General features: G+C 46.7%; 6 protein-coding genes. All 6 read right to left on the bottom strand.

Annotation, left to right across the window (positions count from 1 at the left end; genetic code table 11):
* Positions 1-43: 43 nt before the first annotated feature.
* Positions 44-12,019: a DUF4214 domain-containing protein gene (locus GY843_RS19400; RefSeq protein WP_297312149.1), complete on the bottom strand. Its 11,976-nt coding sequence runs from the start codon at positions 12,017-12,019 to the stop codon at positions 44-46.
* 439 nt (positions 12,020-12,458) lie between these two features.
* Positions 12,459-13,619, bottom strand: a complete 1,161-nt coding sequence (locus GY843_RS19405; RefSeq protein WP_297312151.1) for an acyltransferase — start codon at positions 13,617-13,619, stop codon at positions 12,459-12,461.
* A gap of 72 nt (positions 13,620-13,691) precedes the next feature.
* A complete protein-coding gene (locus tag GY843_RS19410; RefSeq protein WP_297312153.1) occupies positions 13,692-14,717 on the bottom strand; it encodes a glycosyltransferase family 4 protein in 1,026 nt (341 codons plus the stop codon).
* Positions 14,714-16,126 carry a methyltransferase domain-containing protein gene (locus tag GY843_RS19415; RefSeq protein WP_297312155.1) on the bottom strand — a complete coding sequence of 471 codons (1,413 nt, stop codon included), beginning with the start codon at positions 16,124-16,126 and terminating at the stop codon, positions 14,714-14,716. Before GY843_RS19415 ends, GY843_RS19410 begins: the two co-directional genes overlap by 4 nt.
* Before the next feature lie 28 nt (positions 16,127-16,154).
* A complete protein-coding gene (locus GY843_RS19420) occupies positions 16,155-17,342 on the bottom strand; it encodes an ABC transporter ATP-binding protein (protein WP_297312157.1) in 1,188 nt (395 codons plus the stop codon).
* Positions 17,342-18,124, bottom strand: a complete 783-nt coding sequence (locus GY843_RS19425) for an ABC transporter permease (RefSeq protein WP_297312159.1) — start codon at positions 18,122-18,124, stop codon at positions 17,342-17,344. The genes GY843_RS19420 and GY843_RS19425 overlap by 1 nt, the downstream gene beginning before the upstream one ends.
* Positions 18,125-18,143: the final 19 nt, after the last annotated feature.

Genomic DNA, 18,143 nt, shown 5'->3' on the forward strand with positions numbered 1-18,143 from the left:
CGAACCCCATAAGGGGTCCGGTTCAATTAAGAGATATAACCGCTTAAGACGCGATAATATCGAACGCTGAGAAGTTATCGGAATCGATACCTGTCAGCAGGATAACACCGTCAATGTTACCGTCTAGGTTTGCATCGAAGTACAACATACCGAACTGGTCAGCATTATCACCGTCGCTATCGAAGTCAGCAGCGGCATTACCATCGATATCTGCAACAGAAGTGAAGTAGTACTGCAGTGTACCTGCATTATTACCAAACGCTGTTGTAGCAGCTGCATCAGCAGCAGTTTCATCAGCAACTTCAGCAGCTTCTAGGTAATTTGCCCCAGAACCTGTACCCAAGTTTGTATCAGTAGCTGTTACAAACTCAACCTTATCGGTACCAGACACAAAGTCAGTGATGATATCAGCAGTAGTGTGATCACCTGCGTTGTTAGACGCACCTGAACCACCGAATGCAGCAGTCACATCAGTAATCAATGTGAAGCCACCGTTGTCAGCATTTTCATCTGTAAAGATGACAACGCCGTCAGCATCAATGTCAGTTACATCGATTGTAGTGCCACCTGCATTCGCGTTGAAATCACCACCAATACCGTCTACTACCTCATCTGCTTCATCACCACCGATTGCCGTATGCTGACCCGCAATACTTGCACCACCATTCAGTGTTGCTAGTACGGAGTAGATATCATCAGTTGTTGGGTTACCAGTCGCAGTCAATTCTACAACCTGAGCAACGTCAACACCTTCAGAAACGGCAGCAGTCGGATTTGCTGTGAAGCCAGTTTCAGCCGCAAAACCAGTAATTTCAAGGTCGTAGCCAGTCTGTGCAGTTACGATAACGTTAGTGTTATCACCTGGGTCAACAATAGCTTGGCTAATGAATGATCCGTTGGTCTGTAGTTCAGAAGCAATAGCGGCTGCAATTGCAGAAGCTGATTCAACATCTGTTGCGCTCAGATCTACAGTTACAGAAAGAGCTGCACCATTAATGGTGTAGTTCACTGCCAAGGATTCATCACCACTACCAGCAGCAGAGTCTACGCCAGTCACTTGAATTTCTTCGCGGTCAACGTTCACTTGAGTTGTATTCAACGCCAGTGACGTTGTATTACCCATATTTACATTGAACTGGAAGGTATCACCACCAGCGTTGCCTGACAGAGTATCAACGTCGTCAGCATCATTAGCTGCTGAATCACCGCCATTGATAGTATCAGCGAAAGCACTACCGATTAGGGTGTTTGCAGAATTATCTGCAGAACTACCTACTACTGTGTAGCCGTTAGGGCCTGATGCATTTGTCATATCAACAGTTGCATCGTCAGCAGCAGTAATCGTAGCTGTACCAGCATTTGATGTTTCAGCTGTAGCAACAAAACCAACTGTTGTTACATCTGCTGTAGCACCCGCAGAAACAACCAGCGCATCGTCATCAGCGCCACCATCTACTGCATCACCTGTTAGATCAGTGATTGTGTCAGTACCAGCATCAACGTTGAATGTATCATCGCCTGTACCGCCAGTAGCTGTATCATCACCAGCACCCAGAGTGAATGAATCATCCAGGTTAGAACCGATTACAACATCAACATTACCGGAACCAGTCACAGTGTAACCAGTATCATCAGCTGGAGCATTACCATCATCGTCCAGAGGACCTGCTGCAGTCAGCGTAGTATCCAACTGGTCATCAGTTGTAGCAACATTGTCAGCACCGTCTGCTGCAGTCAGATCAACCTGAGACAGATCAACATTGTATGTGCGAACGTTATCAGCCCAATCTGCAGCCAGATCATCAGCATTGCCGTCTACGATCAGCGTACCTTCACCGTAGATGTTGCCAGGGATAGCTACTACCTGAGCAGGTGTCAGAGTTAGTGTCTGACCAGCAGGGATAAGAACACCACCATTACCTGTGATTGTCAGGTTAACACCTGTCAGATCAACGCTGTCATCGATAACAAGAGTAGTGTCATCCCCTAGATTAATTGTCAGGTTAGAACCTGGCTCCAGAGTTACACCATCACCGATTGTCAGTGTTGAACCAGCAGCAGCGCCAGCCATATTGAAGGTCCAAGTGGAGTCTGCTTCCAATGTTGGTGCGTTAGCGCCTACAGCATCCAGAGTTACGTTGTTGATACCTGTAGAAGCAGTGTAAGTGAATGCGAGGTTTTCAGTGATGCCGGTATCTTCCATATCACCGTCACCGTTGTAATCAACACCATCATCAACTTCACTCAGAGTATCTACAGCATCGCCATCGTTGTTCAGATCGTCATCATTGCTGTCGATCTCAGAGAACGTGATTGTGATGTTGTCGTCAGTATCGCTGAAGTTAACAATACTTAGTTCATCACCTTCAACTTCAGTGAAGATATGAGTAGCAGGATTACCGTCTCCAGCGCCGCCTATGCCGTCTTCGCCATCTGTCATAGTCCATGCATTAGTACCATCAAGGTGCATTACAGGGTCTAGTGTGCCAGTGAAGAAACCTACATCCATGCTGAAGTTAACAATGCCATCAGTATCGATAGACGCTACAGTGATGTCGTTTGCACCTTGCAGTGTCAACGTTGCTACATCATTTGCTTCGTCTTCAGAATCGAACTCAATGTCGCCAACTACCAAGTCAGTACCTGTCAGTACATCAACGTCTGCAGAAGGACCCGCAGCAATTGCTGCTGCCTGTGCAGTAGCCAAATCACTACCATCGCCAGCTGTCAGGTTAGCATCAAATGCAGTATCGATTGCTGTTTTCTGTGCAGCAGTGATTGTACCTGCTGTTACCGCTGCAGTAGTCAATGCCGCCTGAGCAGCTTCAGTAGCTACATCGGAAGTAGCCCACGTCAGTGCATTGATTGAAGCGTACAGAGCAGCCAAAGCAACGATGTTTGCATCTGATTCATTTGAAGTAGATACATCGTTTGTATCTTCATCTGCGCCTGTGTTCAACGTCACGTTTAGCAGGTCGAAGTTGTTGTCAGTACCCACACGGATATCGCCAACAGTGTTCACAGAGTTAGGTTTAACATTCTCAGACTCATCGAAGCCTTCGCGTGCCAGCAGATCACCTGTATCATCAGCCAGTACGGAAGTCAGGGTAACGCCTGTAAATGCAGGGTCACTGTCGTAAGTGCCACCCAGATCGATGATGTTATCGATTACGATATCACCCGTAGTTACCTGACCACCCATACGGATGTCCAGAGTTTCCAGGTGCTCATCGAAGTCGCCATCGTTGAATGTCAGGCCACCAGGCAGACTAGTGAAGGATGCCAGTTCAACAACACGGTTAACCGCATCACTGCTTAGCAACGAAGCTAGGTCTGTCAGATCAGCGAAGTCAACACGCAGGATGCTATCTGGCAGGCTTGTGAACAGATCTTCTACGTTCGCGCCATCAGCCAGAGCTTCTTTGAACCATACACGTGTGATATTTGCATCATACGCATCAGTATTTATTGGTGCTGTAATATCAGCTGGATCCATCAACCAAATAACATTGATTGACGATTCGTTAGCGCCACCAGAACCAGGGTTGGTTACATCAATATCACGCTCAGCCTGCTCCTGAGTATTGAAGCGGATAGTCTGACCTTCAAGCTCATCATTTGCAGCAGTGGTAGCGTCAACCAAATCATCCAAGATGATTGTAACGTCACCCAACACTGTATTTTCGTTCAGTGTTACGTCATTTTCTGCAAGTGTTGCAGTGAATACTGGAGCTTCAGCATCAGCAGGCACACCTGCCAGGATGTTTGTGAAGTCGTATTCTGCAGTACCCAGGTCAGTAATCGTTACTGTTGGAACATCACCCAGAACGAAATCATCGTCATCAGCATCAGTGATCACGGATGGATCAACGATGATGTTCAGACCGCTAGCCTGTGCAGCAGTAAGGGTAATATCAACACCTGCTTTCAGAACGATTGTGCCAGTAATGGACAATGTTTCCAGAGGAGTGAAGTCCTGATTAGCAGCGATGCACAACTGGTTAGCACCCATGTCGATGGTCAGAGCGTTAGACGTCTCAGCATCTGTAAGAGCGTTAGCAAAAGTGATTGTGCTACCGATTGTCATCTCGCTACCCGCAGCCGCATTCGAGAAATCGAAGGACCAAGAGTTAGCCAGATCGTTAGTTGCATCACCAAAAGCAGTATCATCAAGTTCAAGTGTAGTTACACCAGTACCGGATGTGAACGTGAAGTCCAGGCTATCGATGTCAGACAGTTCACCCAGATCCAGGTCACCTGTCAGGCCAGACGCATCAATTGTAGACAGAGTATCGGAATCAACACCCTCAGATGCGGAACCACCCGTGATTGCATCGTTGTTACCCAGAACAACATCACCTGTACCAGAGATGTTGATAGTTTCAACACCATCACCAGAGATCGCAGCAGTACCACCAGTCATTGTCAGTGTGCCAGCGTTATTCACGATGTTCACTGTACCGATGTCGCCTACATTTGGAGTTGTACCATTGTTATCGTCGTCAGTAGCGTCGATGCCGTGCATCTTAACGTTACCAGTACCTTCGATAGTCAGGTTAGCTACAGCGCTATCTTCCAGAGCAGTAAAGATGATATCACCGCCAGAAGTGTGTTCGCCGTCTGACGCTGCATATGTACCGATTTCGAAATCGGACGTTGCATTGATCACAACGTTCAGCAGGCTGTTTTCCTGCTCAGTCGCAGTTGTAGGTACAGGACCTGCAGCTACAGCCGTAATGTCGCCTGTGATGCTGTTAGTAGAAGTACCGTTAGAGTTGATAGTCAGCGTACCGAAGTTAGCAGCCTGCAGGTTTACACCTTCGTCAACTGTTGGGATACGCAGATCACCCATGATTGAAGCATCGCCTTCGAAGTCGATCGTCAGGGTAGTCAGCTCAACTGTCTGCTGAATATCGTTGAATACCAGCTCACCGTTTACGTCTACGCCTTCTTCGATAGTAACCATACGGTTACGTGCAGATACCAGACCTAGCGCCAGTGGATCACTAGTGATTACCAACTCAACAGCACTTGGCAGGTTAGCCAGAATAACTTCAACGTTCTGTTCACCATCCAACGCAGCATTTGCAGTGTTGTACATAGTGTTCAGCGTGTGTAGCTGAGTAACGTCGTAAGCTGATACATCAATGCTTGGTACGCTAGTAGTTACCTGAGCAGGATCCAGCGTATCGAAGCGGAATACCACAGAGCTATCTGCACCACCTGTTACATCCAGGCCGTCAGCCTGAGTTGAATCAACCAGTTCCAATGTCTGGTTGTCACCCATGATGTACTCTGCACCAGCCAGGTTAGAAGATACGTCTAAATCCAGTGCCTGGGTAGTCAGACCTTCGTTATCGAAGGAGCCCAGAGTGATTGTTGCTTCAGCAGCAGACTGAGTAACCGTGATCTTACCGTCAGTACCAACAGTGATACCGGACAGATCGAAGCCTTCACCTGCATCCTGTTCACCATCACCATCTGCATCAACCCAGATATCGCTCTGAGTCAGGTCAGTGATGTTTACAGTGATGCCTGTGTCGCCAGCTGTTGTGCCCGCATCGCTACCATCAATAACGTTGATAGTACCGGTACCAGCAAGCTGCTGGAACTGAGCTGCAGTCAGGTTCAGCGTGCTACCCTCAATCACGTTGATAGAAGTTACACCCGTCAGATCCGTAGCTGGATCCAGAGTGATGTCGCCTTCTGCCATTGTGATAACGATTGCATCCATGCCAGATGCAGGAGCATCGAATGGAGCCGCACCGAACTCAACTAGGTTCAGTGTTGCAACTGCGCCATCATCAGTACCATTTACAACAGAAGTTGCGTCGTACTGAGCCTGAGTCAGAGTTACAGAACCCGCAACATCAGTGTCAGTCTCACCAACAGTGATGCTCGCTACGCCAGACAGATCGTCATCGGACAGATCAACATCAGTTGCAGCCGTTACAAGCAGGTTGATGTTAGAGCCCGTGAAGGCCAGAGCATCGAATGTACCATCAGTGTCTGCAACTTCAACGTTTGCGTCAGTCAGGGTTACGGATACAGAACCTGTACCTGCATTGTTAACTGTCAGGGAGTCAACGTCAGTATCAGTTGTGTTCACTGCACCCAGATTAACATCTGCTGTGCCGTTTACAGTTACTGTAGCTGCAGCAGCAGTGTCGTCTCCCAGTGTGAATGCATCATCACCAGCAGCAGAAGTGAATACGATACCACCCTGCAGATCCAGAACCTGGTCAGCATTAATAGTGATATCCAGAACGTTGTTCTGAGTCGCAGCGCTAGAACCAGCACCAGTGATCGCACCAGTGATAATGTTCTGAGTTGTACCACTGAATTCGTTTGCTTCAGTACCTGTAGAGTTGATTGTCACTGACTGCAGGTGAGCGTGTAGCAGGTCACTACCGTCATTCTTGTCAGTAGAGTCAAGAATCAGCGCACCGTCGATGATAGAACCGCCGTTCAGGTTCAGTACCAGATCCTGAATTTCAACGTCATCTTCGATACGGTTAATTTCCAGGCTGCCACCTACAGTAACACCGGCTTCAACAGTCACAGTCTGATCCTGAGCAGTAACATCGCCGTTCTGATCGAAGATCGCTTTAGATACGCGTTCTACCAGACCCTGGAACAGTTCATCGATGTTCTGACCCGCAACGTATGCTTCATCAACACGCAGAACATCAACATCGAAGCCAGATGCATCGATTGTGTCTGGAGTAGAAGGACCATTGTTATCAGTATCTGTGAATTCCAGAGTAGAGTTTGTGCCACCGATTACATCTACACCGTTAAACTCGGATACTTCTGGAGCAGACAGTTTCATGTCGTCGCCAACAGTCCACTGATCAACGTTGGTCAGGTTAGTCTGAACATCGTTAGTAGCACCATCGTCAGCAGGGATCGTTACGCTTTCAGCCAGAGTTACAGTAACCGTACCAGCGTTTACGCTAGTAAAGTCAAGACCCGCTTCAACGTCAGACTGCATCAGATCTGTGATGTTGATTGTTACAGTCGTTAGATCAACTGTAGTACCTGCATCAGAACCGTCCACAACCGTGATTGTGCCAGTGCCATCTAGCTGCTGGTACTGAGCCGCTGTCATATTAAGCGTTGTGCCTTCAACAACCTGCAGCACTGCTACGTCTGTCAGATCTGTTGCAGGATTCAGAGTTACTACGTCTGCTTCAACTACACGGATCGTTGTGCTAGCGATTGTTACATCGAAGTCAGCCAAGCTAAATGGCTGCTCACCCAGGTCAATCAGTGTCAGGCTACCTTCACCGGAGATATTAGCACCACCGATTTCGTAACCCTGATCGATTGTCAGCGTTGCTGAATCACCAGAAGCGATTTCCAGTGCATCGATACCAGTAACATCTGCAGCAGTGAAGTCCACTGTAGAAGTAGCACCATCAACTACAACCGTCAGATCGCCTGCAGAAGTGAATGAGCTGTCTTCAGAGAATGTAACTGAAGAAGTCAGCGTCAGTTCAGTTGAACCTGCTGCACCTACGAATGTGAAGTCAACGTCTGTTGCACCCGCTGGTACGTCTACAGCGCTTGCCACTGTCAGATCACCTGCAACACCCGCAGCATCGATAGATGTAACATCATCGTCCAGAGTCGCAGTAATTGTCAGATCAGCATCTGCAGTCAGTGTTACTTCAGTAGCATCGCCGCCAGAGTTACCTGGAGCAGATGTTGGAGAAGTAGCTGTATCTGTGTCCAGTGCAGCAATAACTGTATCGCCGCCTGTTACGTTAACTGTCAGCGTTTCAGCATTGTTAGTAGCGATGTTACCAACCATCTGAACTTCGCCTGCTGGCAGAGTGTTCAGGCCTACAACATTAACAACAGCGTCAGCGTCATCACGGGCAAATTCAGCCAGGATGTTACCCACTACATAACCGTCACCTTTGTCGTACGCAACTTCCATCAGGAATTCAACACCGCGCTCAGTGTTCAGGAAGTTAACTGTCTTGCCGTAGTTACCCTGCAGACCCAGAACTTCCAGATCTTTAGTTGTTTCACAAGTGTAGAAATCAACATCGCCAGAACCGCTAGCGTGCTGATCAATATCTACTACTACGTATTCCTGAACGCCGTCAGATACCAGACCCTGTACCAGTGAACCAACTTCACCAACGTCTGTAGCCAGACCATCTTCTTCGTTGATTTCAACGTTTACACGTACGTAGTTAGAATCGCCGTTACCGTATACGCCGTCAGCTTTCTCGAAGCTGCCCAGTGTCAGGTTAGTCACTGCGCCTGTTACAGATGAGAAGTCAACCAGGAATCCGTCTGTATCCGATGCCAGTTCAATAGCAGAACCTGCATTTGGAATTGGACGACCCCAGTCATCGATACCACCTTCTACCGGTACGAATTCAAGATCTGAATCGCCAACGATACGCAGGAATGTTTCGATCGTTTCAAATGGACCAATAGAACCACCGGCTGTATCAGTATCAATCGTCAGACGGCTGTAAGATGGCGCATCTACTGGACGGTCATAACCGTTCAGTACACGGTCAACCAGTACATTTGAGCCCCACTCGTCACGCTGAACGCCATCAGGAATTGTATCTGTGTCTGCACCGAAGTCAGAACCCAGAGAACCACCCAGGTAGTTAGCACCAGCATCTGATGTACGAACCTGGTCGTTGTTGTTAAACGGATCGAAATCCAGACCAGCATCCGTGATCAGAACAGTACCGCTCTGGAAGTCAGTATTGCTGTCTGTGTAAAGATTGATACCCTCATTGATAACACGCTCATGCAGCTGCTGAGCTGTAAGTTCTAGCTGTACGCCGTCAGTAATTTCGAATGACAGGTCGATAGAACGTGGCAGAGATTCGATATCCAGCTCGTCTAGAGAGATAGAACCATCAGCGCCTACTGCTGCTGCGTCAACAACCAGGTTAAGGTTGGACTGTGCATTGAAAGATTCACCGATTACGCTGAAGGATGTAGAACCACCCATCGCGATAAACTGGGATACAGTCAGAGTCAGCTCGTCGCCGTTACCCATCTGTACTGCAGTCACACCGGAGATATCCGCACGCGTCAGGTCTGCTTCAGTCTGAACAACCAGCGTGATGTTCTCACCAGCGATAGTAGAACCATCGATAGCTGTGATTGCGCTCTGGTTAGTACCGGAATCAGCACCCAGTGTCAGCGTGTTAGTACCTGCACCCAGATCAACTGTGATCAGAGTTTCGTTACCATTTTCACCAGACAGGTCAGAACCGCTACCGAAGTTAGCATCGCCAGAAATAGCTGTGCCGCTAGCAAAGTCACGGTCACCACCAACAATTGTCAGCGCGTCATCACCAGCACCAACATTTACAGTTACTTCTTCGAAGCCTTCTACTGTAATTGTGTTGTTACCTTCGCCTGCATTGATTGTCGCGTCTTGATCGCCGCTACCAGATGCAGTTGCTTCGATAACATCGTTGCCAGTACCTGTTGTAATTGACAGGGAAGAAGACGTAACGTCAATTTCGTTGTCGCCGTTACCTGTTGTGATTGACAGCAGGCCACCAGTAGCATCAATTTCATTCTGACCTTCACCCACAACAATTGTGTGAACGTCAGCGTCAGTTACACCAGATTCGAAATCACCAGAAGCCTCGATACGGTTATCACCGTCGCCTGCAGTGATTGTGTATGCATCGGTAGATGAAACATAAATATCGTTCTGACCGTCACCAACAGTTACAGTTACGGTGCCTTCATTTTCCAGCTCACCATCACCACTAGCTGCAGCTTCGATGGAGTTATTACCATCGCCTGCAGTGATTACGATATCGCTGTTAGAAATGATGTCGTATTCGTCATTACCTTCGCCAGCAGTTACCGTTACTGCACGGTTTACGTCAGCGAACAGGTAGTCATCTGCCTCAGTACCCAGGAATGCCAGGGAACCAGAAAATTCAGAATCTTCACCGAATGTGATGCTAACACCACCTGTATTTTCTGAAGCATCGATGATCACATCAGCTTCTTCAGCAAAAGCATCAGCAATATCGCCGTTAGAGCTATCGCGCTGACCGATGTACAGAGGCGCATCGCCAGAGATGTTCAGGTGTGTCAGGTTTGCATTAATGTTACCAAGATCTACATCTTCGATAACGTTGCTTGCACCTGCAGATTCGATGTTCAGAACTGGAGCGTTGTGAGCAAGGTTAAGAGTCGTCTCATCCATGTTCACATTGTGCAGAACCAGGTTAACACCTTCGTCAGCCGTTTCACGGAAGTGAAGGCTTACTGTATCTGAATCGAAGTTACCATCCAGAGTAACAGTTGCACCGTTACGGATACCTGCAATCGTCAGATCACCCGCATCAGTTAAAGTAGTGTCCAGGTTATCGAAATCACTTTCAGAAACTGTCAGTGTTTCCAGATCCATTGCACGAGAGATATCGATAATGGAATCTTCAGAGCCTGATACAGCATCACCGAAGTACAGATCTGGGTAGCCATTATCAACGTCTGTCCAGTCACCGCTACCATTGGTAGTTACTTCAGTGTAGATATTAGGCAGGTTTTCAACACTGATGTGCTGGATATTCAACAGCTCTTTTGGCTGAGCGAAGTAACCTTTCGCATCGATTTCCAGAGTGTTTTCACCTGCGCCTGCGTCGATGTATGCACCGTGCAGCAGATCCAGACGAGCAGCAACAATTGTGTTGTTTGCGCCAGTTGTATAGCCTTCTTCTTCAGTACCACCGTTGTTTACAGTAGTCGTCAGAATCGCTGGGATGTGAGCAGATGTTTCAGAAGATTCATCTGTCGCACCATACACAACTGGAATTTCAATTGGGTTGCCTTCAGCGTCAACATAGACATTACCAACCACGCCGGAAACAGTCGTAGTCGCCAGGTTGATGCCATCGCCAGATACTTCCAACCAGTATGAAGTTACAGGAACTTCAACTTCAAACAGACGAGAGTTACCTTCTTCGTCGAAGATCAGGTCGCTGATCAGGTTGTGCATGTATTCGCCCAGCTGAACTTCAGCCTGTGCGATTTCACCTGCATCATTTTCGTAAGAAACGGACAGTGTGCCTGTTGCATCACCATCTGTGCCTGCAACATAACCAATGTTAGTTACACTACCCAGATTGAAGTTATCCTGACCCAGACTAGTAGTACCAGAGTCATCAATAACATCTACGATACCGAACTTGCTTAGCAGAGACAGAAGATCTGCATCACCAGCATCAGTACCTGTCAGGCCACCCAAGTATGCCAGTAGCTCAGATGCTGGAACACCACCATCAGAAACACCTTCGTTAGTCAGGTTGTTGTCGTTACCTGATGGGTCATTGCCATCCAGGTTATCAACATCAGTTTCGTCATTGGAGTGCGGATTGAAACCCCAGTACGTAACCATCTTGGTCAGGATTTCACCATCAACCGCTGGAGTTACTGTAGTAACAGTATTTTCTGTCAGCGTGAAGACGCCTTCAGGGCTGATCAGAGCGTTGACAGTTGTGTGAACATCGTAAATTTCAGCGTTTGTGCTTGAATCTACTGGCTCCAGCAGAGCCACACCGTAAGCAACTGCGCTTGGACCTGCATAGCCGGCAATACCTTCTTCAGTATCTACCGCAGCAGTAAAGCGATCTGCAACTGCAAACTTGTTAGCAATTACTTCAGCATCTTGACCTTTCGCACCGTTCAAAAGATCTAGTGCAATTGTCTGTGCCGTTACAGCAGGGTTGTTTTCTAGCTGATCGACCCATGCGTCAATAATCTCTTGTGATTCTGGATCACGATCGAACAACTGGTTATATAGAGTCGTAATCGTCTCCTCAGAGCTCAAGCCACCGAAACGGGCTTCAGCTTCAGGGGACGTACCAAATGCGTCGATAATTGCAGACAGATCACCACCAGCATCGTCTAATGCATTTGCCCACGCTTCCAGACCTGCAGGATCTGCAGGACGACCGTAGTAGGCGATGTAAATCTTCTGAACTTGATCGATAGAGGCTTGTGTTGCCATCTTTCAAACTCCTTAAGGATTATTTTTTTTAACGCTAATAAAAGGTCATATGACTAGTGGCCGAAGCCAAAGTACACATCCTAATGTGTACCCCTAAAGCAAACCTTCCTAGGTTTCCTTTAAAGTCTTCCAAGAGAGGCTAGCGTTATCCGCCTCCCTCAGCTTATTCTCAATTTTTATTTAACCATGTGACTTTGTCTTTTCCTGTGATTCAGCTCACAGTCCCCTCAAAAGCCAAACAGCACAAAAACCAGTTGCCCTATAAACAACTGGTTAAAAAATAAACAACATTTTGGATTTTAATACCAAATCCCTGTTCATCCTTTATACAACTAACGTTTAAAACGACAGTTTTTTTTAATTTCTCTGCGTAAAAGTAGTCTAAAGGTCAATAAATATCCACTGGCCCTAATACGCACATCTTGCGAGATTAAACCAGCTATCTGCGCTGGTCAAGGACCTGCCTGTATATTCTTTTCCCTGCACTGATTGCGGGCATTTCAATCCAACGATAAACCATGTAGGCCATTGTCAGTGCAAGAGAAAATGAGCAAACAATGTAACCTGTCAGACCTAATTCGAATGAAGATTGGCATACATTAGTATCCAAATCAGGCTGGCAAACAAATTTATCAACCATATATATTGCAACCGGGTGAAATAAATATAGCGAATAACTAATCACCCCCAGCCAAACCAACCAAACAGTCCGCAACTTTAAAATTGAAATCCACAATATAAATAGCAGCACCGCTAAAACCACCGGCAACCCATAACGGATTAATTCTAAGTTTTCCTGCTCTAAACCCATTATAAAAACATTAAAAGGTCTAACCATGAGCAATAACCATGCGACAACAATCAACATAGCAGGAAACCAGAACCTAATACTTTTTAACTCAGCTCCTGATACATTTTCACGAAAGCAAAATCCTGACAATGCACCAAAAAACATCACCGCCAGATACTGAGCATACTCAAGAATCATTGCAGCCCTGTTAATTTCTACCTTTATTATCTGCGCCAATTCAGGTTCTGTGACATATAAACGAAACAGTGCAAGCCCCATACAGAAGAAGGCAATCACTAAAATACGGTTATGTAAGCCCGCTAAAAATAGACACCCCAGCAGGAAGTAGAAGATCAGCTCAAGCTCTAGCGTCCAATACAGACCTATTACGGCCTGATATCCAACAAGTTGAGGTAGCATAGAGAGGTTTAGTACTACATCCTGTAATGGAATGTGCTTATCGTAAAACCACCAGGTAGTAAGCACACCAAAAGGTATTGAAAGCCAGTAGGCCGGAAAGAGTCGGAAAAAACGCTTGATAGCAAAGCCTTTAAATCCTGACCACCCACTACCCCTCAAGCTAAGGGGTATTACAAATCCACTGATAGCGAAAAAGATCACCACACCCATGCGGCCAGTATCAACACTGTGAATCAAATCATATAAAGGATAGGCAAAATCGGTTTTCTCCACCCGCCACATGGCAAAATGCTCTACCGTGTGCTGAACCACAACAAGGAGCACAGCGATACCACGTAGTGCATCCAGATGCAGAAGACGCTGCGAGGGTGTTTGTAAACTTGTGGACATCCTTTTATTCCAACTAACAATGACGAGTGACGGTATTATCTACTGTTTGAATGATCAATAAGAAACTATAGATTAATCCAGCAAACGCTCAAGAACATTATCCCAAGCAATATTAGCCTTGTGATAGCCAGCGAGACCTTCGCGCCCCATCTCTTCCGACTTATGCTTGTTGAGCCATAGCCAGTCGATCTTTTCCGCCACCTGCTCAGGCTCAGGCTCAACCACAAAGCCATTTTCATCATGACGTACAAACTCCAAAGGGCCGCCGGAATCAGTACAGGTAATCACTGGCTTGCCTGACAACATAGATTCGAGGGTTATATAACCATAATCCTCATCAAAGGGACCAAAAAAAACACCCAGCGAGTGCGCATAACAGGTGAGCTTCTCAGCTTCAGTAATTCGCCCCAACAGCACCACCCTTTCATCCAGATTCAATTCTCGGATAAGACGAGCATAATAATCACGAAGCGAACCATCACCAGCAATAAGAATTTTAACTGGAGTTGTAAGATGCGCCGCCGCTCTGATCAACAACTCTTGTCGCTTCAGACTCTCAAGCCGGCTCGGATAAAAAATATAATCCCAGGATTCCGCCGAAAAGAACTGATCGGCATTATTTGGCGGGTGGTACAACGGCTCCGCGGTTAAACCATTATAGGTTTTAAGTCTCTCAGCAACTCGGCAGGAGTTGGCAAACAGGCTATCTTTTTCACCTAGCACTTGAGCATCAAATTTCTCTACGCTGTTTTTTAGGCTCTTATCCGCTGGTGTAGCTCTGTTTTCATCATACAGCTCATAAACCGCGCGATGCTGATGCATAACCCAGATACTATGATTACTGTGTTGAACACCATAAACCGGAAACTGCAGACTAATGACCTTGTCTATCTTTATGCCATTCAGATGCTCACAGTTATAGTTTTGGCAGTACTCCATCATGGATTCGATCGCATTCGCCGAACCTGCATTAAATGGAAACTTGAGCGCAGAAGCCTGAATACCTTTCTTCTTTAAATTGGCTACCAGATTTTCAACATGAAACTCCGCACCGCCACTGATGTAGGGCACCTCATTTGCCGTCACCAAGACTTTCATTCTTCGCTCCCAGCAAAAGCGATCAAGGCATAATCCTGCGCACCATATAAATGGTGTTGGATTTCATGAGGCAGCTCTTTAGGCGCACGCATAGGATTAAGACGCAGAATTTCCGCCTCGCCAAACCCAAGGTATCTTACCAAATACTCCAGTGAAACAGGTGTCACTGGATTTCTATGGGTAGGATCGTGATAGAACAGGTGACCGCCGACCTGAAGGTTTTCCGGGTTAGGCGTTTCAAAGATTAATACACCACCTGGCACCAGCACTCTGCGTATCTCTTCCACAATCGAAAACAGAACAGCAAAGGGCAGATGCTCCACAATATGGAATCCAGTAATGGCATGCACCGACGCATCCGGCTTTTCTTTCAGGAAAGCCAAAGCATCATTAAGCTGCACATCCAGACCCGCATCCTGACAGATATCTACCATTACCGGGTTAAGATCAACACCAGAAGTCTGCCACCCCTGCTCCGCTGCTAACTTAAGCCACTCACCTCGCCCGGCTCCAATATCTATAACTACACCTGATTCATCGCCCTCCTCTAGAGCACGATTAATCACCGGAAGATACAAAGACAAGCGTTGACGAATAAGCTCCTGACTACCGCGAAACTGATTTTCAAAAGCGATATAGAACTCTTCAAGACGCATATCCAACGGCGAGCCTGGCTCTGCCTGCTCAGCTAACAACCGATTCGACGACACTGATTGCTCTTCAAGGTTGCGACAGTACGTATTGAGCGTACGGTGATAAATACCGATTTCACTCTTAAGGAGGCTGGTCGCTTTTCTCGACTCTTTCAGCGCCTGATTTAAGGATGCTATCTCATTGTCACGCGCATCCAGGCAAGAATTCATCTCCGCCTGATATTGTTTAATACCAGCAAACTGTAGCGGCAGGCTATTCCGACCTTCTGAAAGCGGTCGCAGGTAACGTACGTTGGCCCATTTCGCAAATCCAGAAATTTTCCTACCCAAACCACCTGTTTTAGCAACCAATGACCGATATAAAGTAGAGCAACGACGAAACCCTCTGAGGTGGACACCTCTGGTTTTAGCCTCTTCAGACGCGGCAAGCAGGTGCAACACATTGACTCGAAACTCACCAACCTTTAGTTCATTCAGGTAAGCCTCAAATCCTTCTGAGTCAGGCTCACGCCCTAGCAGATGCTGATAGGCCTGACGCACGAAATCTTCGTCACTTTCAATCCACAAGAATTCATTAATGTGGTAACGCTTTTTAAGCGGAAAGCTCAGATAACTTTGCTGATCAGGAAAAGGCAATACATTGCTTTCAAGTGCCGATTCAGAATGATCACTCACCTGATCAACCACTTCTGACATTGCCTCTGACTTGGACCTGATCCGCTGCACCAGCTCGGTAATAGATTCTTGTTGCGACATGCTTATCCCTGTTAAGCCCAACCCATAGTTAAAGGCTTGTAATTTTAACTGGCAAACGGCAGACGCCAGAGTAGATTTCTTCTACGAACCCCGCCACTTCAAATGACAACGCATTATCAACCCAATGATAACAATCAGATATGTGATCATCCTGGCTATGCAAGGCCGAAGTTAGGGTATATTTTCCCGGTGCTATATCGAGATTTATCGTAAAACGTAGCGTTAATTCTTCATCTTCAGATAAGCTGACAGAGTAACCTTTATGATAGGTATTGGTACCGAAAATATCCTGCCCGAAACGATCTCTTATCATTATCCCAAGCGTAAGATCAGTAAACGCCTTTTTAGCCCTAAGGGTGATATCGATATCAGCCGTTTCCCCAGAAGCAACAATATCGGAACCCGATAACTGGCCAGTTATAGCTACCCTATCAATAACAGCTTCTGCACTACCGAAGCCTTCTTCATCACTTTGAAACAGGTTCTCATCCAGGTCTGCCATCAACTGGTTGTACATGTTAACAGCCTGCTCAGCGCTACCACTCAACGCCACCCTACCGCCATCCAGCACGATAGCACGATCGCAAAGCATCTTAACTGCATTCAGATCATGAGAAACAAAAATAATCGCTCCTCCTTCCTGTTTAAATTGGCGAATGCGGCGAATGCATTTTTGTTGGAAATGCCCATCGCCGACTGATAGCGCCTCATCAACCAGAAAGCAGGCTGGATTTGCGTGAATGGCAATAGAAAAGGCCAAGCGCATCGTCATACCAGATGAGTAGGTACGAACAGGATCATCAATTGCATCCTTCAGTTCCGAAAATGCAATGATGTCATCTCTTGCCGCCTCAATTTCAGCGTGCTCCATACCTATCAACAGGCCATTATTGATTATGTTCTGGCGCCCTGTAAGTGAAGGATCAAATCCTGTTCCCAGCTCCAGCAACCCGGTTATCTTTCCTGTACACTCAATAGTCCCGGATTCTGGTAACAGCACACCATTAATCAGCTTTAAGAGAGTGGATTTACCTGCACCGTTACAGCCCAATACGCCCAAGGTTTCACCGGGCTCCACGGTGAACGAGATATCCTCCAGAGCCGTGTGACGAGTATGATTCGGGCGACGAGTAATCAGCTCTTTCAACCGAGCCCATGGGGTCTTATAACGCTTAAAGCTCTTATGCAGATCTGCGACTTTAATTACTGCTGACATCAGATAAAGTCCCTTATATCCCGCTCAAGTCGCCTGAAAATTTTCACGCCTAAGAACAGCAAAACTACCGCTATTAGTGCAACTACAGCTAGAGGCACTAATTCTGGCGGTTGTTGATATAACACGATATTACGGTAAGCATCCATCAGGTGCACAACAGGGTTCAAAATGAAAAAGAAGTGAAAACGCTCAGGCAATATACCCACCACATAGACGACAGGTGTCAGCCAGAACCAAAGCTGCAAACCCACCGTTACAAATTCCCTTACGTCTTTGAACAACACATTAAAAACCGCACAGATAAAGCCGAATGCATAGGCAAAGAGCTGTTGTACTAAAAAGATGAGCGGAAGCCAGATCCAATATTGCGGGTGAAACATGTCTATCAAGAAAAGAAACGCCGCAAAAAACAACATACCGACCAGATACACGACCGCTTCAGTAATAAGGATATATAAGGGGAGCGCAGCTAGATCTATCTGCACTTTACCAATCAAAGCGGCTTTATCTGAATAGATACATGCCACTCGGGCGATTGTGTTAGAGAAAGCGTTCCAAGCCAAAATTCCGGATATAAGATAGATGCTGTAAGCAAAGACAGACTCGCCCAGATCACCACCTAAGCTAGCAAGTTTTGCCCCCATCACCGCCGAGAACACAAAAATAAAGATAAGGATTTGCAACAGCGGCATGAGAAAAGCCCAAGCTCGCCCCATAAAGCTTCCGCTATAGCGGTCCACAAGATCCTGTTTTACAAAATTAAGAAGAAGTGCTGCCCTCACCTATTCCTTCCCTATCTCC

Source organism: Neptuniibacter sp. (assembly GCF_024231755.1).
GTDB lineage: Bacteria > Pseudomonadota > Gammaproteobacteria > Pseudomonadales > Balneatricaceae > Neptuniibacter.